This window comes from Zobellella denitrificans (genome assembly GCF_002407485.1).
GTDB lineage: Bacteria > Pseudomonadota > Gammaproteobacteria > Enterobacterales > Aeromonadaceae > Oceanimonas > Oceanimonas denitrificans.
Genome location: NZ_CP012621.1, coordinates 1,938,671 through 1,964,434 on the forward strand (window position 1 = coordinate 1,938,671; position 25,764 = coordinate 1,964,434).

At 59.0% G+C, this 25,764-nt stretch carries 20 protein-coding genes; 15 read left to right on the forward strand and 5 right to left on the reverse strand.

What is annotated here, in order from left to right; genetic code table 11:
* The 3 genes from AN401_RS09195 to rmf all read left to right on the forward strand — a co-directional run bounded on the left by AN401_RS09195 (window position 1) and on the right by rmf (window position 2,491).
* Window positions 1-228 carry a glutaredoxin family protein gene (locus AN401_RS09195; RefSeq protein ID WP_176442002.1) on the forward strand — a complete coding sequence of 76 codons (228 nt, stop codon included), beginning with the start codon at window positions 1-3 and terminating at the stop codon, window positions 226-228.
* The gene (gene uup / locus AN401_RS09200) at window positions 225-2,129 is read left to right on the forward strand and encodes an ATP-binding cassette ATPase Uup (RefSeq protein WP_096779154.1); all 1,905 of its coding nucleotides are present in this window, start codon (window positions 225-227) and stop codon (window positions 2,127-2,129) included. The genes AN401_RS09195 and uup overlap by 4 nt, the downstream gene beginning before the upstream one ends.
* A gap of 185 nt (window positions 2,130-2,314) precedes the next feature.
* A complete protein-coding gene (gene rmf / locus AN401_RS09205) occupies window positions 2,315-2,491 on the forward strand; it encodes a ribosome modulation factor (RefSeq protein WP_094038823.1) in 177 nt (58 codons plus the stop codon).
* Between the two features lie 63 nt (window positions 2,492-2,554).
* Here rmf and fabA read toward each other — a convergent pair whose 3' ends face one another.
* Both fabA and AN401_RS09215 read right to left on the reverse strand, forming a co-directional pair.
* Entirely contained in the window at window positions 2,555-3,085 is a 531-nt protein-coding gene (gene fabA / locus AN401_RS09210; RefSeq protein WP_094038822.1) for a 3-hydroxyacyl-[acyl-carrier-protein] dehydratase FabA, read from the reverse strand.
* A gap of 92 nt (window positions 3,086-3,177) precedes the next feature.
* Window positions 3,178-5,136 (reverse strand): Lon protease family protein, encoded by a 1,959-nt coding sequence (locus tag AN401_RS09215; protein ID WP_096779155.1) that lies wholly within the window; start codon window positions 5,134-5,136, stop codon window positions 3,178-3,180.
* Window positions 5,137-5,304: 168 nt separating this feature from the next.
* On the opposite strand from AN401_RS09215, the gene AN401_RS09220 reads away from it, so the two are divergent.
* Together AN401_RS09220 and AN401_RS09225 are read left to right on the forward strand one after the other, a co-directional pair.
* The gene (locus AN401_RS09220; RefSeq protein WP_096779156.1) at window positions 5,305-5,814 is read left to right on the forward strand and encodes a phosphatase PAP2 family protein; all 510 of its coding nucleotides are present in this window, start codon (window positions 5,305-5,307) and stop codon (window positions 5,812-5,814) included.
* A 12-nt stretch (window positions 5,815-5,826) separates the two neighbouring features.
* Window positions 5,827-6,879: an MJ1255/VC2487 family glycosyltransferase gene (locus AN401_RS09225; protein ID WP_096779157.1), complete on the forward strand. Its 1,053-nt coding sequence runs from the start codon at window positions 5,827-5,829 to the stop codon at window positions 6,877-6,879.
* On the opposite strand, the gene AN401_RS09230 is transcribed toward AN401_RS09225, so the two are convergent.
* A complete protein-coding gene (locus tag AN401_RS09230; RefSeq protein WP_096779158.1) occupies window positions 6,876-7,601 on the reverse strand; it encodes a hypothetical protein in 726 nt (241 codons plus the stop codon). The genes AN401_RS09225 and AN401_RS09230 overlap by 4 nt on opposite strands.
* A gap of 277 nt (window positions 7,602-7,878) precedes the next feature.
* On the opposite strand from AN401_RS09230, the gene AN401_RS09235 reads away from it, so the two are divergent.
* Window positions 7,879-8,991: a CapA family protein gene (locus tag AN401_RS09235; protein WP_094038817.1), complete on the forward strand. Its 1,113-nt coding sequence runs from the start codon at window positions 7,879-7,881 to the stop codon at window positions 8,989-8,991.
* A gap of 229 nt (window positions 8,992-9,220) precedes the next feature.
* On the opposite strand, the gene AN401_RS09240 is transcribed toward AN401_RS09235, so the two are convergent.
* Window positions 9,221-9,523: an MTH1187 family thiamine-binding protein gene (locus AN401_RS09240; protein WP_094038816.1), complete on the reverse strand. Its 303-nt coding sequence runs from the start codon at window positions 9,521-9,523 to the stop codon at window positions 9,221-9,223.
* A gap of 308 nt (window positions 9,524-9,831) precedes the next feature.
* On the opposite strand from AN401_RS09240, the gene AN401_RS09245 reads away from it, so the two are divergent.
* The 9 genes from AN401_RS09245 (at window position 9,832) to AN401_RS09285 (ending at window position 23,226) form a co-directional block, all read left to right on the forward strand.
* Window positions 9,832-12,261, forward strand: coding sequence for a type I restriction-modification system subunit M (locus AN401_RS09245; protein WP_096779159.1), 2,430 nt, complete (start codon window positions 9,832-9,834; stop codon window positions 12,259-12,261).
* Window positions 12,258-13,313: a PDDEXK nuclease domain-containing protein gene (locus tag AN401_RS09250; protein WP_096779160.1), complete on the forward strand. Its 1,056-nt coding sequence runs from the start codon at window positions 12,258-12,260 to the stop codon at window positions 13,311-13,313. The genes AN401_RS09245 and AN401_RS09250 overlap by 4 nt, the downstream gene beginning before the upstream one ends.
* Window positions 13,306-14,688, forward strand: a complete 1,383-nt coding sequence (locus AN401_RS09255) for a restriction endonuclease subunit S (RefSeq protein WP_096779161.1) — start codon at window positions 13,306-13,308, stop codon at window positions 14,686-14,688. Before AN401_RS09250 ends, AN401_RS09255 begins: the two co-directional genes overlap by 8 nt.
* Window positions 14,685-16,124 carry a DUF262 domain-containing protein gene (locus AN401_RS09260; protein ID WP_096779162.1) on the forward strand — a complete coding sequence of 480 codons (1,440 nt, stop codon included), beginning with the start codon at window positions 14,685-14,687 and terminating at the stop codon, window positions 16,122-16,124. The genes AN401_RS09255 and AN401_RS09260 overlap by 4 nt, the downstream gene beginning before the upstream one ends.
* Entirely contained in the window at window positions 16,117-18,153 is a 2,037-nt protein-coding gene (locus tag AN401_RS09265) for a DUF262 domain-containing protein (RefSeq protein WP_096779163.1), read from the forward strand. The genes AN401_RS09260 and AN401_RS09265 overlap by 8 nt, the downstream gene beginning before the upstream one ends.
* Before the next feature lie 64 nt (window positions 18,154-18,217).
* Complete coding sequence (locus AN401_RS09270; protein ID WP_096779164.1) at window positions 18,218-21,325, forward strand: type I restriction endonuclease subunit R; 3,108 nt, start codon at window positions 18,218-18,220, stop codon at window positions 21,323-21,325.
* Entirely contained in the window at window positions 21,325-22,041 is a 717-nt protein-coding gene (locus AN401_RS09275) for a M48 family metallopeptidase (RefSeq protein ID WP_096779165.1), read from the forward strand. The genes AN401_RS09270 and AN401_RS09275 overlap by 1 nt, the downstream gene beginning before the upstream one ends.
* 177 nt (window positions 22,042-22,218) lie before the next feature.
* Entirely contained in the window at window positions 22,219-22,716 is a 498-nt protein-coding gene (locus AN401_RS09280; protein ID WP_096779166.1) for a putative molybdenum carrier protein, read from the forward strand.
* Window positions 22,717-22,923: 207 nt separating this feature from the next.
* The gene (locus tag AN401_RS09285; RefSeq protein ID WP_096779167.1) at window positions 22,924-23,226 is read left to right on the forward strand and encodes a hypothetical protein; all 303 of its coding nucleotides are present in this window, start codon (window positions 22,924-22,926) and stop codon (window positions 23,224-23,226) included.
* Window positions 23,227-24,329: 1,103 nt separating this feature from the next.
* Here AN401_RS09285 and AN401_RS09290 read toward each other — a convergent pair.
* Entirely contained in the window at window positions 24,330-25,622 is a 1,293-nt protein-coding gene (locus tag AN401_RS09290; protein ID WP_094038806.1) for a tyrosine-type recombinase/integrase, read from the reverse strand.
* Between the last annotated feature and the right edge of the window lie 142 nt (window positions 25,623-25,764).

Here is a 25,764-nt window from a genome sequence, read left to right on the forward strand (position 1 = left end):
ATGACGCTGTTTTCCACCGACGGCTGCCACCTGTGCGAGCAGGCCTGGCGGCTGTTGGAGCAGACCGGGCTGGCCGCCGACACCGACATCAAGGACATCATCGACGACGAGCGCTGGCTTGCCGCCTACGCGGTGCGCATCCCGGTGCTGCGCCGCGCCGACGGCGCCGAGCTGGACTGGCCCTTTACCGCCGCCGACCTTATCGACTTTAGCCGAGTAACATCATGAGTTTGCTGACCCTGCAGAACGCCCAGCTGGCGTTCGGAGATGCCCCGCTGCTGGACGGGGTGGAATTGAACATTCAGGCCGGTGAACGGCTGTGTATCGTCGGCCGCAACGGCGCCGGCAAATCGACCCTGATGAAGGTGATCGCCGGCGACATCCAGCTTGACGATGGCCGTCGCCAGCTGCAGCAGGGGGTGAAAATCGCCCGGCTGGAGCAGGATCCGCCCCAGGTCGACGACGATCAGACGGTGTTCGACTACGTGGCCGGCGGCCTGGCGGAGCTGGGCGAGCTGCTGGCCGCCTACCATCACCAGCTGGAGAAGGTGAGCCACGACAGCTCCGACAAGGCGATGAAGGAGCTGATGCGGCTGCAGGAGCAGGTGGAGCACGCCGACGGCTGGCAGTTCGACACCCGCATCAACCAGAGCCTGACCCTGCTCGGCCTGAACGGCGACACCCGGCTCCAGGATCTGTCCGGCGGCTGGCTGCGCAAGGTGGCCCTGGCCCGCGCCCTGGCCAACGATCCCGACATCCTGCTGCTGGACGAACCCACCAACCACCTGGACATCGACGCCATCGCCTGGCTGGAGGGCTTCCTGGTCGATTTTCGCGGCGCCATCGTCTTTATCAGCCACGATCGGGCCTTTATCCGCAAGATGGCCACCCGCATCCTGGATCTGGACCGGGGCAAGCTCTCCAGCTGGCCCGGCAACTACGACGACTACCTGGTCAACAAGGAAGAGGCGTTGCGGGTGGAGGCGGAGCAGAACGCCCTGTTCGACAAGCGCCTGGCCCAGGAGGAAGCCTGGATCCGCCAGGGCATCAAGGCGCGTCGTACCCGTAACGAAGGCCGGGTGCGGGCGCTGAAGGCGCTGCGTAATGAGCGCAGCCAGCGGCGGGAGAGCCTGGGCAAGGTCAACGTCACCCTGGACGAGGTGCGCCGCTCGGGCAAAATCGTGTTCGAGGCGGAAAAGCTGGGTTTCAGCTACGAAGGCAAGCCTATCCTCAAGGACTTTTCCGCCCTGGTGCAGCGGGGCGACAAGATTGCCCTGGTCGGCCCCAACGGCTGCGGCAAGAGTACCCTGATCAAGCTGCTGCTGGGCCAGCTCGAGGCCCAGAGCGGCACCCTCAAGGGCGGCACCAAGCTGGAAGTGGCCTATTTCGATCAGTACCGGGAGCAGCTCGATCCCGAGCGCACCGTGATGGACAACCTGGCCGACGGCAAGCAGGAAGTGGAGGTGGGCGGCAAGAGCCGCCACGTGCTGGGCTACCTGCAGGATTTCCTGTTCGAGCCCAAGCGCGCCCGGACCCCGGTGAAGGCGCTGTCCGGCGGCGAGAAGAACCGGCTGCTGCTGGCCCGGTTGTTCCTCAAGCCCTGCAACCTGCTGGTGCTGGACGAGCCCACCAACGATCTGGACGTGGAAACCCTGGAGCTGCTCGAAGAGCTGCTCGCCGACTACCAGGGCACCCTGCTGCTGGTCAGCCACGACCGGGACTTTATCGACAATACCGTGACCCACTGCTGGCTGTTCGAAGGCGAGGGCAGGGTGAGCGAGTACGTGGGCGGCTACCAGGACATGCTGTTCCAGCGCGCGCACCAGACCGAGGCGACGCCAACCAGGGAGAAGGAAGAGAAGCCCGCGCCCCGGGTGGAGAAGCCGGCGCCCAAGTCCGGCAAGAAGCTGTCGTACAAGCTGCAGCAGGAGCTGGACGGTTTGCCCGCCCGCCTGGAGCAGCTGGAGCAGCAGATCGCCGCCCTGCAGGAGGAGATCAACGCGCCCGACTTCTTCGCCCAGCCGGAGGCGGTGACCCAGTCCCGGTTGCAGGCCCTGGCGGCGGTGGAAGCCGAGCTGGAGCAGGCCTTTGCCCGCTGGGAGGAGCTGGAGGAGCTGGCGGCCGGCTGAGTGAGCCGGCTCACAATTCCGGCTTTTGCTCTTTCATCAAAACTTCATAAATATCAGTCGCTAATCCGGGAAGCTGAGCTATGCTCAGAAATTGGCCTTGATCTCACTCATCAACTCAACTATTCATAGGGTGCGGCCGTTGGATTGGCCGTGCACTTTTTGTTGATTAAATGAGGGTTATACCTATGAAGAGACAAAAACGTGACCGTTTGGAAAGAGCGCGTACCCGCGGTTACCAAGCTGGAGTCAGTGGTCGTTCTAAAGAGCAGTGCCCCTACAACGATTTCGATGCCAAAGGCCATTGGTTAGGGGGCTGGCGAGACGCAATGGAAGACAAAGGCTCTGGCCTCTTCATGAAGTAAACATTTTTCTCCTTCAACAAAAAAGGCCCCGAACATCGGGGCCTTAACGTATCCGTTGCCTGCTCAGAAGCTGGAGGTATCGGTGAAGAGACCGACCTTCAGATCCTTGGCCTCGTAGATCACGCGGCCGTCCACTTCCACGATGCCGTCGGCGATGCCCATGATCAGCTTGCGCCAGATCACCCGCTTCATGGTGATTTTGTAGGTCACTTTCTTGGCGGTGGGCAGGATCTGGCCGGTGAATTTCACCTCGCCCACGCCCAGGGCGCGACCCTTGCCGGGGCCGCCCTTCCAGCCCAGGAAGAAGCCCACCAGCTGCCACATGGCGTCCAGGCCCAGGCAGCCGGGCATGACGGGATCGCCGGGGAAGTGGCAGTCGAAGAACCACAGCTCGGGGTTGATATCCAGCTCGGCCAGGATCTCGCCCTTGCCGTGCTCGCCGCCTTCGTCGCTGATGTGCACGATGCGGTCCATCATCAGCATGTTGGGGGCGGGCAGCTGGCTGTTGCCCGGGCCGAACAGTTCACCACGGCTACAGGCCAGCAGTTCGTCTTTGGTAAAGGCGTGTTTGCCCAGTTCTTTCTGTGAAGGCATTTCACTCTTCCTGATTCGAGCAGACCACAATGGCCTGGTGACAAAATTGGCGTCACTTTAGCGAACAGCTGTGCGCCAGACAAGTCCGATCTCTAATTCCGGCGGAATAAACGCCGTAAAAAGCCGCTTTCCATGGTGTGGCCGTTGAGGTCGTCCAGCCGCTCGCGGATGCGCCCGAACAGGGTCTCGGGCCTGTCCACGTCGCCCGCCGGGCAGCCGGTGAGCAGCTCGATGGCCTCTTCCACATGGGCCACCGGGTAGATATGGAAGCGACCCTCGGCCACGGCGGCACAGACCTCGTCGGACAGGTTGAGCTGCAGCCGGTTACTGGCCGGGATCAGCACCCCCTGCTCGCCGGTCAGGCCCTGCAGCCGGCACAGCCGGAAAAAGCCTTCTATCTTCTCGTTGACGCCGCCCACCGGCTGCACCTTGCCGAACTGATCCACGGCACCGGTAATGGCGAAGTGCTGGTAAATCGGCTCCCGGGCCAGGGCCGAGAGCAGGGCGCACAGGCCGGCGAGGGAGGCGCTGTCGCCGTCGATTTCGTGGTAGGACTGCTCGAACACCAGGTTGGCGGAAAGCGGGGAGGGATGCTCGGCGCCGAACAAATTGGCCAGGTAGCCGTGGATGATCATCATGGCCTTGGCATGGATATGGCCGGCCAGCTCCGCCTTGCGCTCGATGTCGGCGATGTCGCCGTCGCCCAGGTGCACGGTGGCGGTGAGCCGCACCGGCTCACCAAAGTCGTAGGGGTGGCCCACTATCTGGATCACCGAGAGGCCGTTGATCTGGCCCACTTCCCGGCCCCGGGTCTGCAGCAGGATCTGGCCGTCGCGCACCCCCAGATCCGAGTGCTCCACCAAAAAGCTCAGCCGGTAGTCCTGCTCCTGCTGGGCCAGCACCACCTGGGCCTCGGTGATGAGTTCGCCCTGCTCGCGCTTGGCGATGACGTCGGCCAGCTGCATCAGGGCGAGCAGCTGGGCTTCCACCAGGGAGAGCCGGTGCTGGTGCTCGGTGAGACGGCTGCCGTAGCGGCACAGGCGCAGCATGGCGCCCCTGTCCATGTCCAGCAGTTCGTGCTTGCGGCGCAGGTGGGCCAGGAAGCCGAGGTAGGTCGGCAGATCCGCTTGGGCATCCCACTCGGGGATGATGTCGGCGCGCAAAAAGGCGAGGGTATCCAGCTCCCGGTCCAGGATATAGAGCTCGGCCACCGACATGCGATCGCCCACCAGGATCAGGTGGATATCCAGGGGCGGCGGCTCGGGCTGGAAGTAGAAGGCCGCCATTTCCGCCGGCCGGCTCCACTCCACCCGGCGGGTGACCAGGGCGTTTTTCAGCCGGAACCAGAGATTGGGCTGATCCAGCAGCTCTTCGATCGGCACTATCAGGTAACCGCCGTTGGCCTGGTGGATAAGCCCCGGCTCCAGCAGGTGATGGTGGCTGAACACCGAGCCCTGCTCGGTCTGGAAGTGGATGGCGCCGAACAGCTGCTCGGCGCTGAACTGGCGGGCGTAGACGATGGGAATGGTGCTGTCGTGGCGGTGCACCATCAGGTTGATGAGGATGGGGTGGCTGAAGCCGCCGCCGGCGGCCACGTGCTGGGACAGCAACGACAGGTAGTCGGCAATCTTCTCGTCGTTGCCCTGTTTCTTCAGGATCCGCTGGACGATGTGCTCGGCCTCCAGGTGGCGGGAGGACAGCTCCAGCAACTGGCCGACCAGCTCGCAGAACTCGATGCCGGTACCGGCCTTGAGCCTGAGCCAGATCGGCTTTTGCGGATGATGCAGGTTTTCCGCGTAGCAGAGATCGAACAGATCCGCGTGGTTGGCGTGCTTTTGCACCAGATCCTGCACCAGCTCCTCGTAATCCACCCCCGGGAAACCGTTCAGCAGCAGCACCGGATTGGCGGCGTTCAGCCCCGCCAGGGTGGCGAAGGCGGAATCGGCCCGGGCCTGCAGCGCGCTGAACGGCAGGGGAGTGACATCGTTCAGGCTGGCGAGATCGGGCAGGGAAAAAGCAGGATTCAGTTCGGCAGGACTCAGTGGTTGCACTCGAAAACTCATCAACTTAGGTAAATTGCAGCCAGTATACTTGAGCCGGCCGGCAGGTCGAGCCTCTGTGTAAAAATCTGTGCCGGCTTGTCGCGCAATCGTCATGCGCCGGTCACCGCCCTGTCATCCCGGCCCGCGACCATGGGAGCCGAGCAGGGAGGAGAGCCCATGGTACTGGATGCATTGACCCGCCTCGATCACCGGCTGTTTCGCCGAACCCAGGCCAGCCGCCACTGGCAGCAGCGGGCCTGGCTGGCCCGCTGGATTTCCCGCACCGGCGACGGTCCGCCCTATGTGCTGCTGGGGCTCTTCTTCTGGCTGAGCCGGGAGGCGCCGCTGCAGGCCTATGTGCTGGATCTGTTGCTGGCCTTCGCCCTGGAGCTGCCGCTCTACCTCAGCCTGAAAAATGGTTGCCGGCGGCGCCGGCCGGCGCTGGCCCTGCCGGACGCCCGGGCCTATATCGCCCCTTCCGACCGCTTCAGCCTGCCGTCGGGTCACACCGCCGCCGCCATGCTGGTGGCCAGCCTGAGCCTGCTGCATTTCGGCGCCGCCGCCTGGCCGGTGCTGCCCTGGGCGTTGCTGGTGGGCTGGTCCCGGGTCTGGCTGGGGGTGCATTTTCCCTCCGATATCCTCGCCGGGCTGCTGCTGGGCGGCCTGGTCGCCCTGTTGGTTTTTTAAGGGGGGAGTCCGATGCGCATTCTTTACGGAGTACAGGGTACCGGCAACGGCCACATCACCCGGGCCAGGGTCATGGCCGCGGCGCTGCGCCGGCGCGGGCTGGCGGTGGATTTCCTGTTCAGCGGCCGGCGGCCGGAAGACTATTTCGACATGGCGACATTCGGCGACTACCAGAGCCGCAGCGGGCTCACCTTCGTCACCCGGCGGGGGCGGGTCGATACCCTGGCCACCCTGGGCCGCTGCCGCCCGCGGCAACTGCTGAAGGATATCCATGCCCTGCCGGTGCGGGACTACGATCTGGTGCTGAACGACTTCGAGCCGGTCACCGCCTGGGCCGCCCGGCGGGCGGGGGTGCCCTGCGTCGGTATCAGCCACCAGGCCGCCTTTCTGAGCGATATTCCCCGGCAGGGGGAGGGCTGGCTGAACCGCCGGCTTATCCGCCATTTTGCGCCGGCCGACGGCCAGTTGGGCCTGCACTGGCACCATTTCGGGCAACCATTGCTGCCACCGCTGATAGCGCCGGCGCCGGCCGTCGCCGCCACCGTGCCCGACAAGGTACTGGTATACCTGCCGTTCGAGGCGCCGGGGGATATCGCGGCCCTGCTCGGGGGCTTTCCCCATGTCCGGTTCTACTGCTATCACCCCGGGGCCGCGCCGCGGGAGCAGGGACACCTGCACTGGCGCACGCCATCGCGTCAGGGATTTCTGCGGGATCTGGCGGAGTCCGCCGGTGTTATCGCCAACAGCGGCTTCGAGTTGTCCTCGGAGGCGTTGAGCCTGGGCAAGAAACTGCTGGTCAAGCCGCTCGGGGGCCAGTTCGAGCAACTGTCCAATGCCCTGGCCCTGGCGCGGCTGAACCTGGGCAGCGTGATGGCGCGGCTGGACAGCAGCGCCGTGGCCGCCTGGCTGGCCCGGCCTCCCGCCGAGCCGGTGCACTATCCGGAGGTGGCGGAGCAACTGGTGGACTGGCTGCTGGCCGGCGACCGGCGGGATCCCGCCTCCCTGTGCGAGGGTCTCTGGCGGCAGGTGCGCTTTCCTTCTTACTGCACCCTGCCCGGGAATTAACCGCGGCGGCGGAAGTCGGCCAGCCGCACCACGTTGTCGCGCACCGGCCGGTCCGGGTAGGGGCAGGGGAAATCCCCCACCGGGGTGTCGGGATAGCACTCCACCGCCAGCCCCTGGCCGAAGCGGAACAGGGCATCGTCCAGCAGGCGGATCACCGGCCGGAAGGGCTGGCTGCGGTTGCCACCGACCCGTTTGTACTGCTGGTTGATATGCAGGCCCAGGCCGTAGCAGTGGTTGTCGTCCAGATAGTCCAGCTCTTCATGGGCCAGGGTGCTTTTCAGCCACTCGCCGGTATCGGTGATATGACCGTTGATGCTGGGATCGCTGTTGTTGACCCAGGTGATCCGCCGGTCTTCGGCGAAGAAACGCGCCACCATCAGCGGCAGCTCGTCGTCGTTGACGGCGCCGCTCTCCAGGGCCAGGTGCAGCGCCTCGTTGCCCCAGCGCTCCAGCAGCATCGACTCCAGCTCCGCCTGCGTGGGCGGCTCGAAAAAAGGCAGCAGCAGGGCGTAGCGGCTGTGGGCCTCGACCGCGATCACCGTGTAATGACGCAGACCGCCAGGGCGGCCATGCTCCACCAGATGGCATTGCCAGGACACCCGGCCGAAGCCCGTGGTCAGCGGCTGGGTGCCAATGCGCTTGCCGTCCGGGCTGGGCAGGCGAGGCAGCTCCAGCCGCAGCCATTTGGCCAGGGCATTGCTGGCCGCGATGAGGATCTCCATGGGTTTTCCTTGTTATTCCGCCGATCATGCCGCCATGGTAGCGGGTCGGGACCGCCGGCACCAGGGGAGGGTAGCGACAAAACGGGTGAGCCGAATAGGGAACTTAATCGGCTTGATATATGAGCCGAATATAAGGTTTAAGAGGCCGCAGCACCCGCTATCTGATAAGGCAGCCATAAATGCGCAACCGATGACGTTATGTTAAATTTACGGCGGCTTCTGCGTATTTTTTGCCAGACTGGAGATGTAAGGCACGTCTTTTCCCGGAAGGAGCCCTATGTCCCGGCGAACCTTGAGCCTGTTCCTGTGCGGCGATGTGATGACGGGCAGGGGGATCGACCAGATCCTGCCTCGTTCCTGCCCGGACGAGCTGCACGAAGCCTATATGACCCGGGCGAGCGGCTATGTCAGGCTGGCCGAGCAGCGGCGAGGGCGGATCCCGCGACGGGTCGGCTTTGCCTATGTCTGGGGCGACGCCCTGGCCGAGCTGGCGCGGGTCGGGCCTGCGGTGCGGGTGATCAACCTGGAAACCAGCATCACCACCAGCGAAGACTGGCAGCCCAAGGGCATCAACTACCGCATGCATCCGGCCAACCTGCCCGTCCTCGGCGCCGCCGGCATCGATGTCTGTGTCCTGGCCAACAACCATGTGCTGGACTGGGGCCGGCGGGGGCTGCTCGACACCCTGGCCGGGCTGGAACGACAGGGCATCCGCACCGCCGGTGCCGGCAGGGATCTCGCCGAGGCCAGGGCGCCGGCCAGGATCGAACTCGGACCCGGGGAGGGCGGGCGCCTGCTGATCTTCGCCCTGGCCCTGGCCTCCAGCGGCGTGCCGGAAAGCTGGGCGGCCGGCGTCAACCGACCTGGGGTATTCTTTTTGCCGGCGCTGACGGCGCCAGCACTCGACGAGCTCAAGGCCCTGATCCGGCGCTGGCAACGGCCAGGGGACCGGGTGCTGGTGTCGATCCACTGGGGCCCTAACTGGGGTTACGCCATACCGGCCGCTCACCGCGATTTCGCCCGGGCCCTGATCGACGAGGCCGGGGTCGACCTGGTGCACGGCCATTCATCCCACCATGTGCTGGGGCTGGAGCTGTACCGGGAGCGACTGATCCTTTATGGCTGCGGCGATTTTATCAACGACTACGAGGGCATCCACGGTTACGAGCAATACCGGCCCGATCTGGTGCTGATGTTCTTTCCGGTGCTTGAGCGGGACAGCGGCCGCTTGCAGTCGCTGCGGCTGGTGCCGTTGCAGCTGAGCCGGTTCCGGCTGTGCCGGGCCCGGCCCGAAGACGCGGCCTGGCTGGCGCAGCGATTGAACCGGGAAGGAACACATACCGGCACGGCATTCCGCCTCCAGCCGGACGGCAGCCTGACGCTGAGATGATGCTTGGGGCGCGGGCGGCCCGCCCGCATGAGAGTGGCGCCGAGGTGGGCGAAGGCACAGCCCAGCCCGCGATGCCTGTTCTGCCTCAGCCTCTTTAAAGCTGGGTGTGGTAGGCCCGCCTGCGCTCCACCAGCCAAGGTGCCAATCTGCAAACATCGTTTGCCGCCGACGAGAAGAGTGGCAGGGATAACACACGCCTGACCGCTTGATTTTTAAACCATATGGCACTCTAGCCGCCCAGCTTTTGTTGCACGCTGGCGACCTTGTCGGCCATGGTCTGCGCCCGGTCGTTGCGGGTGCCCAGCTTGATATGGCTGGTAATGCGCACGGCGCCGGCATCGTGCAGCACCTCGTGGCAGCGCTTGACCGCCGCCATCACCTCATCCCATTCGCCTTCCACATTGGTGCCGTAGCCGTGCATGGTGTGCACCAGGCCGGCATCCTCAAAAATTTGCTGGCACATGGCCACATAAGGCGACACCGACACGCCAACGCCGCCGGGCGAGACCATGATATCCATCAGTACGTACATAACAGCTCCCTGGTTAGAATGGATCCTGAGTGAAACACTTCGCCATTCGAGCCAAAGCGCGCTCAGGCCGCAAGGGCCAGATGGGGAATTTGCGTTGGCCAGTGCCATTGTTCCTGCGCCAGGGTGCTGTCAGTAATGAGGGCAGGAGCACCAGCTTTACCGCTTCCACCGCTTGACCGGGCGGGTCTATGGACTCTTTAACGAAGGCTGGTCAGCCTGAAGCAGCTTAGGCATACTTTGCCTTATCTCTTTATTTGCCTGATTTGGCGACTTTTTCGTCATTTCTTATCGTGCTTTCAAGGATCTCCATGGCCATTAAAAAAACCGCACTTTATTCCTCCCTCTGGGCCAGCTGCGATCAGCTGCGTGGCGGCATGGATGCCTCCCAGTACAAGGACTATGTGCTTACCCTGTTGTTCATGAAATACGTGTCCGACAAGGCCAGGGACAATCCTTACTCCATGATTGAAGTGCCGCCGGGGGCGAGCTTTGACGACATGGTGGCGCTGAAGGGCGACAAGGAAATTGGTGACAAGATCAACAAGATCATCAGCGCCCTGGCACAAGAGAACGATCTCAAGGGCGTGATCGATGTGGCCGACTTCAACGACGAAGACAAGCTGGGCCGTGGCAAGGACATGATCGACCGGCTGTCGAACCTTATCGGCATTTTTGAGGGCATTGATCTCTCGGCCAACCGGGCCGAGGGCGACGACCTGCTGGGGGATGCCTACGAATACCTGATGCGCCACTTCGCCACCGAGTCCGGCAAGAGCAAGGGCCAGTTTTATACCCCGTCGGAAGTGTCGCGCATTCTGGCCAAGGTGGTGGGCATTAACAAAGACACTTCCCAGGAAGCCACCGTTTACGACCCCACCTGTGGCTCCGGCTCCCTGCTGCTCAAGGCCAGTGACGAGGCGCCCAGGGGCCTGTCCATCTATGGCCAGGAAATGGATAACGCCACCAGCGCCCTGGCCCGCATGAACATGATTTTGCACGACAACGCCACCGCCAAGATCTGGAAGGGCAACACCCTGAGTGCGCCCCAGTGGAAGGACGACAACGGCCAGCTCAAGACCTTCGACTTTGCCGTGGCCAACCCGCCGTTTTCCAACAAAAACTGGACCAGCGGCCTGAACCCGGCAGAAGATGAATTTGGCCGCTTTGAATGGGGCATACCGCCGGAGAAAAACGGCGACTACGCCTTTTTGCTGCATATTCTCAAAAGCCTGAACAGCAATGGCAAGGGGGCGGTGATTTTGCCCCACGGTGTGCTGTTTCGCGGCAACGCCGAGGCCCGCATTCGTGAAAACCTGATCAGGCAGGGCTACATCAAGGGCATTATCGGCCTGCCCGCCAACCTGTTTTATGGCACCGGCATTCCCGCCTGCATTATCGTGCTGGACAAATCCCGAGCCCGCAGCCGGGCAGGCGAGGCCGGGCAGGGCATCTTTATGGTGGATGCCAGCAAGGGCTTTATAAAGGACGGCAACAAGAACCGGCTGCGCAGCCAGGACATTCATAAAATCGTGGATGTGTTCACCAAAGGCATTGAGCTGCCACGCTTCAGCCGCCATGTGCCCCTGAGAGAAATCGTGGCCAACGACTATAACCTCAACATTCCCCGTTACATTGACTCAAGCGACCCGGAAGACCTGCACGACCTGTCCGCCCATCTGCAAGGGGGCATACCCAACCGGGATATCGACGCCCTGGTCGATTACTGGCAAGTGTTCCCCAGCCTGCGTGCCACCCTGTTCGCGTCGGCGCGGAAAGGGTACAGCCGGGCACTGGTGAGTGCCGCCGAGGTGAAAAGCACCATTCTGGCCCACGACGAGTTCAAGAGTTTTGCCGGGCGCAGCCTGGTGCCCTTTACCCAATGGGCCGAGGACGCAAAGCTTGATGAAATCGCCAAGGGCGACAGCCCCAAGGAGCTGATTTTTGATCTGTCGGAAGACCTGTTAAGCCGCTATGCCAACATGCCCCTGCTCAGCAAATACGATGTATATCAGCTGCTGATGGACTACTGGGCCGAGGATATGCAGGACGATGTATATGTGCTGGTGCAGGACGGCTGGCCGGCTGGCAAGGTACTGCGCAAGCTGGTGGCCGCCAGGGGTGAAAAGCTGAAGGAAACCCCGGATCTCGTCATCAACAAGGTGAAGTACAAGGCCGAGCTTATTCCGCCCGCGCTCATTGTTGCCCGTTATTTCAAGGACGAACAGAACACACTAAATGAACTGCAAGCGGAACTGGACGGCGCCACCCAGGCGCTGGAAAGCTTTATCGAGGAAAACAGCAGTGACGACGGCCTGCTTAGCGACGCCCTCAACGACAAGGACAAGGTCACCAAGGTAAGCGTCACCGCTCGCCTGAAGCAGGCTCGTGATGCGGAAGAAAAAGCCGCCCTCAGGCAGGCCAAAAAGCTGTTCGATGCCGAGGCCAGTGCCAAAAAGGCACTGAAGGATGCCCAGGACGCCTTGGACGAAGCGGTATTCAGGCAATACGGCAAGCTCGATGACGACGCCATTAAAACCCTGATGGTGCAGGACAAATGGCTGGCCCATTTAAAGAGCGCCATTACTGCCGAGGTGGAACGGGTCACCCAGCAGCTGGCCAACCGGGTCAAGCAGCTGGAAGAACGCTACAGCCAGCCGCTGCCCGAGCTGACCCAGGCAGTGCAAGATTTAAGTGAGAAAGTCGCCGGCCACCTGAAAGCCATGGGGCTCAGCCTGTGAGCCGGCCACGGGAGCAAGCCCTGGACGGGCTGGCGCAAGCCATTGCCGAGCAGATAGAGCAGGCTCGTGGCCGGGTGCAGCAGGCGGTAAACAGCGCCATGGTGCAAGGCTACTGGGAAGTGGGGCGGCTGATTGTGGAGCACGAGCAGCAGGGGCAAAGCCGCGCGGAATATGGCCGGCAGCAGCTGCAAAGCCTGTCGCAACAGCTGACCAGCCGGCTGGGCAAGGGTTTTGATGTCACCAATTTAAGGCATATGCGCCGGTTTTATCAGGCGTTTCCAATTCGAGACGCACTGCGTCCCGAATTGAGCTGGACCCACTACCGCACCCTGCTGCGGCTAGAAAACCCCGCTGCGCGAAGCTGGTATACGCAGGAAGCCATTAACCAGAGCTGGAGCGCCCGCGCCCTGGAGCGGCAGATTGGCACGCTTTATTATGAGCGTCTGCTGGCCAGCCAGAACAAGGCACTGGTGCAGCAGGAGGCCGACCAGCTGACCCAGCCTCTGGCCGAAACCGCCCAGGATTATTTGCGCGACCCCTATATTCTGGACTTTCTTAACCTGCCGCACGCCAGCTGGCGGGAGAGCGAGCTGGAGCAGGCCATTATCAGCAACCTGCAGCAGTTTTTGCTGGAGCTGGGCAAGGGCTTTGCCTTTGTGGAGCGCCAGCAGCGCATTCGCTTTGACGACGAAGACTTCTATATCGATTTGGTGTTTTACAACTTCAAGCTCAAGTGCTTTCTGCTGGTGGATCTGAAGCTGGGCAAACTCAGGCATCAGGACATTGGCCAGATGGACACCTATGTACGCCTGTATGACGAGCAGCGCAAGGGCGACGACGACAACCCCACCATTGGTCTGGTGCTGTGCAGCGAAAAGAGCGAAGCCGTGGTGAAATATTCCGTGCTGGCAGACAAAAAACAGCTGTTTGCCGCCAAATACCTGCCCTATTTGCCCAGCGAAGAAGAGCTGAAGCGGGAGCTGGAGCGCGAGCGGGCCAGGGCCATGGCGCAATTGTCGCAATCATTTGAGCAGGAAGACAGCAATGAATAATCAGGTGGCGCAAGTGAGCGAAAAAGAACTGGCAACAGCGGAGCAGGTGGTGCCGGCAGGGTATAAGCAGACCGAAGTAGGTGTGATTCCGGAGGATTGGGAATATAAAACCATTGGTGAGTTAGCAACAGTTTTTTCTGGAGGAACGCCAAACCGTAAAGTGGCTGAGTATTGGGGCGGTGATATTCCATGGGTTACAACGACACTCATAGATGGCCAAGTGATCAATAATGCCAATGAGTTCATAACCCCAAAAGGTGTTGAAAGATCCTCTGTTAAGCGGTGCAAGGCTGGCTCCATATTAATGGCCATGTATGGGCAAGGTAAAACTCGAGGGAAAGTAGCATTGCTTGGTTTTGATGCAACAATAAACCAAGCGTGTGCTTCAATTGAATTAAAGGATTTAAACACAAATACGTATGTTTTGCATGTGCTTAATTCTATGTATGAGAGCATTAGAGAGCTCAGTAATTCTGGTGGACAAGAAAATTTGAGTGGTGGGATTGTTAAGAGCATTAAGATTCCTTTCCCACCTAAAGAAGAACAAACCGCCATTGCCAATGCGTTGTCCGATATGGATGCGCTGCTCGGCAGCCTGGAAGCCCTGGTCGCCAAGAAGCAGGCCATTAAAACCGCCACCATGCAGCAACTGCTGACCGGCCGTACTCGCCTGCCGCAGTTCGCCACTTGGCCCGATGGCAGTCCCAAAGGCTATAAAACCAGCGAGCTGGGGGAGATACCGGAGGATTGGGAGGTTAAAACTTATGGTGAGATATTTACTTTTCTATCTACTTCAACAAACTCCCGAGCTGATCTAACCCGTGAAGGCGATTGTGGCTATGTACATTATGGTGATATTCACACTAAGTGGAATAATAAAATAGATTTGGAAATTATAGAACTGCCCAGTATTTCTAGAGACCTTGTTTCTTCATCTCTGATTGAGGATGGTGATGTGATAATGGCCGATGCATCAGAAGACTATGAAGGTATAGGTAAGAGTGTAGAGGTGTTCAATGTTGGAGAGAGACAAGTAATTGCAGGTTTGCACACATTTCTTTTGCGAGATAAGGGTCAGCAACTTTCTGATGGGTATAGAGGGTATTTACATAACATACCAGCAGTGAAAAGTTCTTTTGATAGACTCGCAACAGGGATGAAAGTTTACGGAATATCTAAAAACAACCTAAATGTTGTTTGTGTTCCTGTACCTTCAAAAAAAGAACAAACTGCCATCGCCACCATACTGTCCGATATGGACGAGGAAATTCAGGCGCTTGAAGCACGGTTGGCTAAAACCCGGGATCTCAAGCAGGGTATGATGCAGCAACTGCTCACCGGTAAAATCCGCCTGCCGGTGGAGCACAGCGCATGATACCGAAGATCGACAAGGAGGTTCTTTCGGTTCGCCAGTTGCTCAGCCTTGAGCAACTGGCCATTCCTGCCTATCAGCGCCCCTACAAATGGAGCCTGAAAAATATCAGCGATCTGTTTCTGGATATAGGCAGCCACATCGACAAATCAGCCTACCGGCTGGGATCAGTGGTCTTTCATCACCGGCAGGAACAAGACGAGAAATCATGGCTGGATATCGTGGATGGTCAGCAGCGCACACTGACCTTGCTGCTGGCCGTAAAGGCCATTATCGACACCCGCCTTGCCGGGCTGGAACGGCAGGATCTTAAAGATGCCTTGTCAGACCTTCAGCCTTTGGTGGAAGAGTTTATGGCACGGCAGCGCTTTGCCAGCCGAGTGTCGGAGCGCAATATTCAGCAGAACTATCGGGAGCTGTCGCGCCTGGTCAGCCGCCCCGAATTCAGTGATATCCACATCGACTGTTTGCTTAACCGTTGCCAGGTGGTGACCTTTGTGCTCACCGATGTGTCGGAAGCGTTTCAGTTTTTCGACTCGCAAAATGCCCGAGGCCGAGATCTGGAACCCCATGATCTGCTGAAGGCCTATCACCTGCGCGAGTTTAACGAGCATGAGGTTGAACTCAAGGCAGAGTCGGTGGCTCTCTGGGAAAAACTACCCAGCGATGAACTGGCAACCCTGTTTGCCAGTTACCTCTATCGGGTAAGACAGTGGGCCGAAGGGAAGTCGGCACGTTATTTTGGCAAAGCGCAGGTCGATCTCTTCAAGGGGGTGAACCTGGACCGGATAGGGCATTTTCCCTATGTGGAGTCGTTGCGTATTGCCCATCATTTTGTGGATGAATATAACCGTCAGTACCAGCGCAAGATCGACGGCCAGAAGATGGGGTTTCCCTTCCATCTGGATCAGATGATCATCAACGGGCGGCGTTTTTTCGAGATGGCCGAGCATTATCAGCAGCAGGTGTCGGCCATTATCAAAAGCGAACACAAAGCGGATAACGACAGTTCACCGCCGGTCATTATGGGCGAACCCCTAGGCCAGCTGGCAGGCCGGATCATCAAAACCCTCAACACCTACGGTAAGCGAAATCGAACCGGCGACCAGTATGTGCGCTCCATGTTTGATTGCGCTCTCATCTTCTATATCGATAAATTCGGCACCCAGCGGCTTTCTGCCGCTATCGAAAAGTGTTTTATCTGGGCCTACCGATGCCGCATTCGCCAGCAGGTGGTGCAGCTAGCCACCATGGATAATCATGTGCTGAACAACAATCTGTTTCGGGTGATCCGGGATGCCCGGCTGCCGGACGATGTCCTCTCCTGGCCGCAGCCCACCCTCAGGGCTGCGGATAATGGCAATAACAGTCGTAAAGCAGGCAGTGATGCCAAGGATGAGCTGGTGATCCTTTTCAGGGAGATGAAGTACTATGAGTAAGTCTTTTGTAAAACCCTTTTTCATCAAAGAATTACTCAGCGATGGTGCCCGCTATCTGGTGCCCATGTATCAGCGAAATTATGCCTGGGGTGAGGGAGAAATCACTCAGCTGATACAGGATGTGCTCGACTATCAGCAAAGACCAGCAGCGGGTAAAGAGCCTCAAACCTATTACATTGGTACCCTGGTGGTGTTTGATCGCGGTCATCAGTGCTTCGAGGTCATTGATGGTCAACAGCGCTTCACCACCCTGTCTTTGTTGGCAAACTGGCTGAAAAATCATCATGAAAGCGGCATGCCCGATTTGGGCTGGTATAACGCTATCAACCTGGAGTTCGAGAGCCGTCCCATCTCCACGGACACCTTCGCCAGGCTTCGGCAGGGGATTAAGCCCCACAAGTTGCGCGGCAGTGAATTCAACAAGGGGCTGGTCAAGGGCTACGAGCTGATCGGCAAGACATTGAAAGATCTGAAGCTGGAAGGGGACAAGCTGACGGCTTTCCTGGACTACCTGTTCAACCATGTACAAATCAGCCGCATTGAGGTGCCGGATGATACGGACCTCAATCACTTCTTTGAGGTGATGAACAACCGGGGTGAGCAGCTGGAAAAGCATGAGGTGGTTAAAGCACGCCTGATGTCTGTACTCAATGACATAGAAGATGAGCCAGCACGCCAGTGTAGTCTGAATACACTGGGCCGAGTCTGGGAGGCTTGCTCCAATATGGAGCGTTATGTGCAGTACGGTTTTACCCCGGATGAACGCCACCGTCTGTTTGGTCAGAATCACTGGGGAAGTTTTGTGCCTGCCGACTTCCATCAGTTGAACGACTTGCTACTCCCTTCACCGGATGACAAAGCGCTCAGTACCGTTCAAGAAACAAACACTACCGGACGTACTCTGGCCGACATCCTTAAGAAGAAAACGATCACGCTTCAGAGTGACGGCGAGGAAGAAGTGGCCGCCTCAGAGCGTTTTAATAGCGTGATTAACTTCGCCAACTTCTTGTTGCATGTGCTTCGAGTGGTCAGCCGGGAGCCTGGTGAGACAGAAGGGGTGCCGCTAGACGACAAGCAGCTGATTGAGCAGTTTGAACTCAGGATACTCAAGCAGGAAAACCGTATTGAAGCCGTGCAGAACTTCACCTATGCGCTGCTCAAATGTAAATATCTGTTCGATCAGTTCATTATCAAGCGCGAGTTTGCCAAGGGCACCGATGGATGGAGCCTCAAACGGCTGAATTGGTATTCAGACAAGAGTGTCAGTTACATCAACACATTTGATGAGGGAGATGGCGGGTTTGAAGGCATCAACCGGCAAATCCTGATGTTGCTGTCGGCCTTCCATGTTTCGACCCCGACCCTGGTTTACAAGCACTGGCTGAATGGCGCACTGCGTTACCTGTTCGATACCCATGCACCGAACTCGTCCATCAAGGCCGAGGGCTACCTTGAGCATCTTGAGCAGCTTGCCAAGTGTTTTGTTTTTGGCCGCTTTCTTACGGTTGATAAGCAGCAGCGGCAATCCTATTACGCGATGATTTATGGCGAACCTCGTTTGCCAGAGCTTGCAATAGACCGAGAGCAAGTAAGAACAAAGATGCGCTTTGGGGATATCGAGAACAACTTTGTCTTCAACTTCCTCGATTATTTGCTTTGGTGCCGGACCAGAAGCATGGATGAAGTGGCCAAACGGTTCGAGTTTACCTTCCGCAGTTCGGTAGAGCATTTCTATCCACAACACCCTATGGATGGTTACTCCCCGATGCCGAATGAGGCGCTGCATGCCTTCGGTAACTTGTGCCTTATCAGCCACAGTAAAAACTCGCGGCTGAGTAATTTCCAGCCCAAGCAGAAGCAGGAACACTTTGCAGTCAGCCTGGCGAACAATGAGATAGACAGCCTCAAGCTTCGCGCAATGCTGAGACTGATGGATAAGAATAACTGTTGGGGTAAGGATGAGATAGTCCAACATGAACAGGAAATGTTGGCTGTGCTGTTGGAAGCCAGTAATAGCACCGCTATTTAAATCAATAACAAAGTAAAACCTGGCGGCACTGAACAGCCGCAAGAGCGACAGGGAGCACGGATAAATGGGAACAGTCGGCCAGCGCGAGCGTGAGACTCAAAACCGGGTAGTCCGGTTTTTTCAGAATGAGCTGGGTTATCACTACCTGGGCAACTGGCAGGACAGGGAAGGCAACCGCAATATCGAGGCCGATGTGCTGGTGGCCTGGCTGCAACAGCGGGGTGTGAGCCCGGCGTTGATTAACCGGGCACTGCGCCAGCTGGATGCGGCGGCGGCGCTGGGCGAGGGCAGGCAGCTCTATTACGCCAACAAGGAAGTGTACCGGCTGCTGCGCTACGGCGTAAAAGACAAGGAAAGCGCCGGTGAGCAAAAGCAGACGGTGTGGCTGATCGACTGGCAGAACCCCCAGGCCAATCACTTTGCCATTGCCGAAGAGGTATCCATTAAAGGGGAGAACAAGAAGCGCCCGGATATCGTGCTGTACGTGAATGGCATCGCCCTGGGTGTGCTGGAGCTCAAGCGTTCGTCGGTGTCGGTGAGTGAGGGCATTCGCCAGAACCTGGATAACCAGAAAAAGGATTTTATCCGCAACTTCTTCACCACCATGCAGCTGGTGATGGCCGGCAACGACACCCAGGGCCTGCGCTACGGCACCATAGAAACGCCGGAACGCTACTACCTGGAATGGAAGGAAGACGCGCCCAACCCTTATAGCAATCCGCTGGACTGGCACCTGGCCCGGCTGTGTGACAAGGCGCGTTTTCTGGAGATCATTCATCACTTCATGGTGTTTGATGCGGGGGTAAAAAAGACCTGCCGTCACAACCAGTTTTTCGGCATTCAGGCCGCCAAGGCGCACATTGACCGCAAGGAAGGCGGCATTATCTGGCACACCCAGGGCTCGGGCAAAAGCCTGACCATGGTGTGGCTGGCCAAGTGGATTCGGGAAAACGTAAAAGACTCCCGGGTGCTGATCGTAACCGACCGTACCGAGCTGGATGAGCAGATTGAAAAGGTGTTCAGCGGTGTGGAGGAAGAAATCCATCGCACCAAAAGCGGTGCCGATCTGCTGACCACCCTGAACCAGGCCACCCCCTGGCTGCTGTGTTCGCTGGTACACAAGTTTGGCCGCCAGCAGGAAGAGCAAAACGACGAAGGGGATGAAGCCGCCACCGAGGATTTCATCAAGGAGCTGCAACAGGCCATGGCCGGCGATTTTAAGGCCAGGGGGGAGCTGTTTGTGTTTGTGGATGAGTGCCACCGTACCCAGTCGGGCAAGCTGCACGAAGCCATGAAGTTCATACTGCCCGAGGCCATGTTTATCGGTTTTACCGGCACACCGCTGATGAAAAAGGACAAGAAAAAGTCGGTGGAAGTGTTCGGCCCCTTTATTCATACCTACAAGTTTGATGAGGCCGTGAGTGATGGCGTGGTGCTGGATCTGCGCTACGAGGCACGGGATATCGATCAGCAGCTGACCTCGCCAAAGCGGGTGGATGAGTGGTTTGACATCAATACCCAGGGGCTGTCCAACCTGGCCAGAACCCAGCTCAAGCAGAAGTGGGGCACCATGCAAAAGGTGCTGTCCAGCAAGTCGCGGCTGGAAAAAATAGTGGCGGACATCTGGCTGGATATGAAAAAGCGGCCTCGTCTGGCAGACGGACGGGGCAATGCCATGCTGGTGTGTGCCAGCGTGTATCAGGCCTGCAAGGCCTATGAGCTGTTCAGCCAGACCGATCTGGCCGGCAAGGTGGCCATTGTCACCAGTTATCAGCCTGTGGCCGCCAGCATCAAGGGGGAGGAGAGCGGCGAGGGGCTGACCGAAAAGCTGTTCAAGTACGACATTTACCGCAAAATGCTGGCAGAGCACTTTGGCACTACCGAACAGGAGGCGATGAGCAAGGCCGAGCTGTTTGAACAGCAGGTGAAGAAGCGCTTTATCGACGAGCCGGGTCAGATGCGCCTGCTGATAGTGGTGGACAAGCTGCTCACCGGTTTTGATGCGCCGTCGGCTACCTATCTGTATATCGACAAGCAAATGGCCGATCACAACCTGTTTCAGGCCATCTGCCGGGTCAACCGCCTGGATGGTGACGACAAGGAGTATGGCTACATCATCGACTACAAGGACTTGTTCAAGTCGCTGGACAAGGCCATTACCGACTATACCGCAGGCGCCTTTGACGGCTACGACAAGGAAGATGTGGCCGGTCTGCTGAAAGACCGCCTGGTGCAGGCCAGCCAGGATCTGGAAGCCGCGCTGGAAATGGTTCGCGCCCTGTGCGAGCCGGTGCGCTCACCCCGTGGCACCGCCGATTATCTGCATTATTTTTGCGGCGTGTCGGGCCAAAACCAGGACGAACTGACCGAGAAGGAAGCCCTGCGTCTGACCCTCTACCAGAGCGTGGCCAAGTTGCTGCGTGCCTTTGCCAACATCGCCAACGAAATGCCCGCCGCCGGTTACGCGCCGGGTGATATCGACAAGATCCGTGCCGAAGTGGCTCACTATGAAAAGGTGCGCGACGAGATCAAGCAGGGCAGTGGCGATGCGCTGGACATGAAGCGGTTCGAGCCCGCCATGCGGTATTTGCTGGATATGTATATTCGCGCCGACGACAGCGAAGTGTTGATGGACTTTGAAGAGCTGGGCCTGATCGAGCTGGTGGTGCAGAAACAGGGCGACGATCTGATCAAGGCACTGCCGGAAGGACTGAGTAAAGATCCCGAGGCCATGGCCGAGGCCATTGAAAACAACGTGCGCAAGACCATCGTCGATGAGAACCCGATCAACCCCAAATATTACGAGCGCATGTCGGTGCTGCTGGACGAACTGATTGAACAGCGTCGCCAGCAGGCCCTGTCTTATCAGGAATACCTGGAGCAAATCCGGGCACTGGCCAGCAAGGTGACCAAGCCTGAGCAAAGTGGCAACAGCTATCCCGCCACCATGGACACCCAAGCCAAGCGCGCCTTGTACGACAACCTGGGCCGGGATGAAGTGCTGACCACCAAAATTGACAGCGCCATTCGCTATACCAAAAAAGCGGATTGGGTTGGCGACCGCTTCAAGGAGCGGGAAGTTGCCAATGCCATTCGGGAAGAGACTCAGGGCTATGAGCTGGATCTCAAGGCGGTGATGGAGCTGGCCAAAGCCCAAAAGGATTATCACTGATGCCGCTGATGCAGATTGGCAGTCTTTCGGTGCAACTGAATCGCAAGGCCATCAAGCACCTGCATATCAGCGTGTTGCCGCCCGATGGTCGGGTACGGGTGTCAGCGCCTAAGAAAATGACCGACACGGCCATTCGCATGGCGGTGGTCAGCCGCATTCCCTGGATCAAAAAACAACAGCAGAGCTTTATCGAACAACCGCGTCAGTCACAACGGGAGATGGTGAGTGGCGAGTCTCACTATGTGTGGGGCAGACGCTATCGGCTGGCGCTGACTGAGCGTGCCGGTCGCCATGAAATCACCCGGCAGGGTAACCGCAAGCTGCACCTTTGGGTTAATCCCGGCACCAGCCGGGATAACAAGGCCAGGGTATTGGATGACTTTTATCGAACCGAGATGAAAGAGCGCACCAGCGAGCTGTTGGACCACTGGCAGCCGTTACTGGGCGTGGAGGCCGCCGGTTGGGGCGTGAAGAAGATGAAAACGAAGTGGGGCAGCTGCAACGTCCAGAGCAAACGCATCTGGCTTAATCTGGAGCTGGCCAAAAAGCCCCCGGAATGCCTGGAATACATACTGGTGCACGAATTGATCCATCTGCTGGAGCGGCACCATAACGAGCGTTTTCGGCAATACATGGATCGTTATCTGCCAAACTGGCAGGAACGGCGAACGCTGTTGAACAGCGGGCCTTTGTCCTATGAAGAATGGGAGTACTGATCTGAACAGGGCAGGGCGGCGGCTGAACTAAAAGCAGGGAACTGATAAACATCGAAGGCCTGGGCTTAAAGCCGTGAGAGTCCGGCACATGAAGGTAAGGTTTTTCCTTGGGGCAAGACGGTGACCAATAAATTTATGGTAAATACACAATTGGTGCCGTAAGCAATGGAACAGTAAATGAGCATACTGCAAAAAATCATCAGCGGCGGCCAGACCGGCGCCGACCGGGCGGCCCTGGACGCGGCCATGGCGGCGGGATTTCCGGCCGGGGGTTATTGTCCGTCCGGGCGGCGGGCGGAAGACGGGCCCATAGACGCGGTTTATCCCTTGATAGAACTGGCTGGCGGCTACCGGCAACGGACCCGCAGAAACCTGCAGGAGGCCGATGGCTCCGTCATTTTTTACCACGGCATGCCAACCGGCGGCACGGCGCTGACCCTGGCGTTGTGCCTCCGCGAGCAAAAGCCGTTCCGGCTTATCGACATGGAGCTGGTGTCGGTTGAACAGGCCTGCTCGGCAGTGCTGGCGTTTATCCGGTCCCAGCGGATTGCGGTACTGAACGTGGCGGACCCGAGGGAAAGTGGTCAGCCGGGGATCTATGACTACAGCTTCCGTGTGCTGACGGCGATGATCAGGGCATCGATGCCATCGAACACTGGCGAAATGCCTTGCTGAGGATCGCCGGAAATGACGAAACCGAGCAGGGTACCGACACAGCGGGCAAAGTAACAATACAGGTGAATCTTTAAAACCGGGCGGCAGAACCAGGGTGTCCTGAATCTTATAATTTCTTATTTAACATAATATACATTATGCGAAGTGTCGTAACGAAGGGAATAAGCTAACATCAACAAGCCTCAGACACATCAAAGGAGACACAGCATGAACTTGGAACGATACAATGGTTATGCATACGAAAAGATCATATCAGCGATCCAATCACTGATATCCAATCAAGAAAACATTAAATCAGCCCTTATCGATGCTGATACCTTCAACTTGTGTCACATAACACCAGATAATGACCTTCCAGGTGAACTCCATGAGCTGTATGAAGAACTTGAGGAGCAGATCCAATGCCTACGTGACGGTACGGGTGATGACTATGCTGCCGAGCTCGCAATCTCAAAATTACTGACGCTGTTTGGCCGACTGCACCGACACGAAAACGTTGTCCCATACTAATCCCTTCAGGGTTTCATTTTGAAACAAGAGTCCACTATTAAAGACAGTGTACTCCTGGGCGGGATCGGCGCCGCTACCGCGCGCATCCGGCCCGGCAGTCCGGCGCAAAAACGGCATGCGCTTGGTGGACACGGATCACTAGAGCACCATATAGTTTAAAACTTAGGCGGCTCTGATACGCCTTTGGTCGAAGAAGGCACTGTTGATTCTGGCGAGGCAGAGGCCGTCGGCCAAAGGGTGCTACTCCTCCGGCACGCCGTAAACCCTCCCTGGGAGCTCCGCCGCGCCCTCCCTGGCGCGGAGGGCCGGCGGAGCAGTACCCTTTGCCCTTCCTATCGAACCGCAACTGCCTGCAGGCACCACCCTCAGACGGCGCCGGAGCTTGAAAGAGGCAACAGGGATTACCTCCGCCGACCGTCACCTGCCAGGGATGGCAGGTGCGAGCCTACAGGGACGTACTCGCGGCGTGTCGGCGGAGGTGGCCCTGTTGACTATTCTCTGCGTTGCAACAGACAACAAACAGCCAATTGGTCGATTTTTAAACTGATCGGTGCTCTAGAGCAACGCCTTGCGGTTCCCGCTGCGGGCGTTACTCGATTGGCCACGCCATCGGCGGCCTGCATCTCCTCGCGCCGTTCAATTATCTCCTGGCCGGCCAGTGGCGAACGGTCATCAATATCCCCTGTTTATTAACACTTGGGGGGCGCTTAGTCCCCCTCAAAAGAAATGCCGATAAACTGCATTATCGGCAATAAGAGCTGCGTATTATCCAGTGCGGTATGGCGGGCTTTCGCCTCCGTCACTACGTTGGCCGGGAAACACCGCCTCCGGGGTGATTTACAGTTGCAACGATGAGCCGGATATCGAGATATCAAACCGCACGCCGCTGTTATCCCGGCGCCTTATCAAACCCAAGGCCCTGCCGCCCTGGTGGCCACGGCATCGGCACAACCCCACTCGGTCATCACAGTCCCCCTCAGGCAGCGTCAGAAGTCACACAGATCCCGCATATCGGCGAAGCATCCGTCAAATGTCAGATGGTGTGCCACCGCCAGCAGGCGCCGTCTCCCCTGCCTTTTTCTTGCCCTGCCGGGCTCCGTTGTTCAGGGCTTCAGCCGATCCAGCCGCTTGTTAGCGGCGCTTTCATGGCGCTCTACCCTGCCGGTGTGCAGGTACTGGGAGGTGGTGTCGATGCTGTCGTGGCCGGCGTCGGCCTGCACATGGGACAGCGGCCGGCCGTTGTCGTTGATGTCGTGGGTGATGCCGGTGTGGCGGATGCTGTGCACCGTCAGGCTGCGCATCTCGGCGGCGTCCTGGTCGAAGCCGTCCGCCCCGGCGGCCTCGGCGGCGGCGGCCATCAGTTCGTCGAGCAGCTCGCGCAGCTGGCGGATGCCGAGGTTGGCGTTGAGCAGGCCCTGCTCCCGCCCCCGCCCCGCGGCCCGGTGGCGCACGAACAGCGGCTTGTTGTCGTTGGGCGCCGGCAAGGGCGGCAGCTTGAGATAAGTCCGGTAGCGTTGCAGCGCCGCCAGCAGCTCCCGGGACACCGCCACCGTGCGCCGCTTGCCGCCCTTGCTCACCGGGATGTGGAAGCTCCAGATCCCGGTTTTGCCGTCGCGGCGGAACTGGCTCATCACCGGCGAAAAGCCGGGCCTGGCCGCCACTTCCGAAATGCGCAGGTAGCAGCCGTACATCAGCGACACCAGGAACAGGGTGCGTTCGTGCCGCTCCGGCTGTTCCCCGGCCAGGCGCTCGGCGGTGCCCATCACGTAGGACCACTGCAGATCGCTGAATACCCGGATCTCCTCTTCTTCGCCCACGGGGCCGGCCGGTGTCGGGCCGGTGCCGAACCGGCTGTGGCGCATCCACATCACCGCCGGGTTGCGCTCGGTCACCTCCTCGTTGATGAGGTAGGCGTAAAAGGACGACAGCACCGCCAGCTTGGTCCTGAGCGCCTTGTCGCTCAGCCGGTACGGCTGTGGCACGCCATCCGTCTTCTTGCCGAGAAAGGGCCGCCACAGGGGATTGGGCCGGCGTTCGCCCCAGTCCTTGTCCAGCACGAACTGGGCCACGTTGCGGTAGGCGATCAGGGCCGGCGGCGGCGCCAGGCAGTAGTCCACATAGCGCTGGATGCCGCGCCGGCTCAGGGCCACCGGCGACAGCTGCTCCACGTCGAAGCACCAGTGCAGAAAGGTGGTCAGTTCGCTGCGGTAGGTCTTGTAGTTGTTCTCGCTGTAACGGCTTTCCAGCAGCCAGTCCATGGCGTGTTCGTAAAGAAAGGCGGCGTCCGCCACCCGGTTCAGGGTGATCTCGGCGATATGCTGGTTGACCAGGCTGTTGCCCTCTTCCAGGTGCTGGGGGGCGTCGAACAGCGGAATAACGGGAGGAAGCTCGGGCATGATGGCTTGGGGTGGTGTAACAACAGTGAAATAGTTTACCAAAACAAAAGGTTACCACATACCCATAAATCCGGCCGTCGGCGTGGCGACCGCCGCCGGGGCCGATAAAGACCACTGCGGCCGCCAGCGGCTATAGTTGGTA

Excerpts from the sequence above, each read along its gene's own strand:
- rmf (WP_094038823.1), top strand. The coding sequence starts at position 2,315 with ATGAAGAGACAAAAACGTGACCGTTTGGAAAGAGCGCGTACCCGCGGT.
- AN401_RS09270 (WP_096779164.1), top strand. The coding sequence starts at position 18,218 with ATGGGAACAGTCGGCCAGCGCGAGCGTGAGACTCAAAACCGGGTAGTC.
- AN401_RS09275 (WP_096779165.1), top strand. The coding sequence starts at position 21,325 with ATGCCGCTGATGCAGATTGGCAGTCTTTCGGTGCAACTGAATCGCAAG.
- uup (WP_096779154.1), top strand. The coding sequence starts at position 225 with ATGAGTTTGCTGACCCTGCAGAACGCCCAGCTGGCGTTCGGAGATGCC.
- AN401_RS09235 (WP_094038817.1), top strand. The coding sequence starts at position 7,879 with ATGTCCCGGCGAACCTTGAGCCTGTTCCTGTGCGGCGATGTGATGACG.
- fabA (WP_094038822.1), bottom strand. The coding sequence starts at position 3,085 with ATGCCTTCACAGAAAGAACTGGGCAAACACGCCTTTACCAAAGACGAA.
- AN401_RS09285 (WP_096779167.1), top strand. The coding sequence starts at position 22,924 with ATGAACTTGGAACGATACAATGGTTATGCATACGAAAAGATCATATCA.
- AN401_RS09220 (WP_096779156.1), top strand. The coding sequence starts at position 5,305 with ATGGTACTGGATGCATTGACCCGCCTCGATCACCGGCTGTTTCGCCGA.
- AN401_RS09290 (WP_094038806.1), bottom strand. The coding sequence starts at position 25,622 with ATGCCCGAGCTTCCTCCCGTTATTCCGCTGTTCGACGCCCCCCAGCAC.
- AN401_RS09225 (WP_096779157.1), top strand. The coding sequence starts at position 5,827 with ATGCGCATTCTTTACGGAGTACAGGGTACCGGCAACGGCCACATCACC.
- AN401_RS09280 (WP_096779166.1), top strand. The coding sequence starts at position 22,219 with ATGAGCATACTGCAAAAAATCATCAGCGGCGGCCAGACCGGCGCCGAC.
- AN401_RS09195 (WP_176442002.1), top strand. The coding sequence starts at position 1 with ATGACGCTGTTTTCCACCGACGGCTGCCACCTGTGCGAGCAGGCCTGG.
- AN401_RS09255 (WP_096779161.1), top strand. The coding sequence starts at position 13,306 with ATGAATAATCAGGTGGCGCAAGTGAGCGAAAAAGAACTGGCAACAGCG.
- AN401_RS09230 (WP_096779158.1), bottom strand. The coding sequence starts at position 7,601 with ATGGAGATCCTCATCGCGGCCAGCAATGCCCTGGCCAAATGGCTGCGG.
- AN401_RS09265 (WP_096779163.1), top strand. The coding sequence starts at position 16,117 with ATGAGTAAGTCTTTTGTAAAACCCTTTTTCATCAAAGAATTACTCAGC.
- AN401_RS09245 (WP_096779159.1), top strand. The coding sequence starts at position 9,832 with ATGGCCATTAAAAAAACCGCACTTTATTCCTCCCTCTGGGCCAGCTGC.
- AN401_RS09260 (WP_096779162.1), top strand. The coding sequence starts at position 14,685 with ATGATACCGAAGATCGACAAGGAGGTTCTTTCGGTTCGCCAGTTGCTC.
- AN401_RS09240 (WP_094038816.1), bottom strand. The coding sequence starts at position 9,523 with ATGTACGTACTGATGGATATCATGGTCTCGCCCGGCGGCGTTGGCGTG.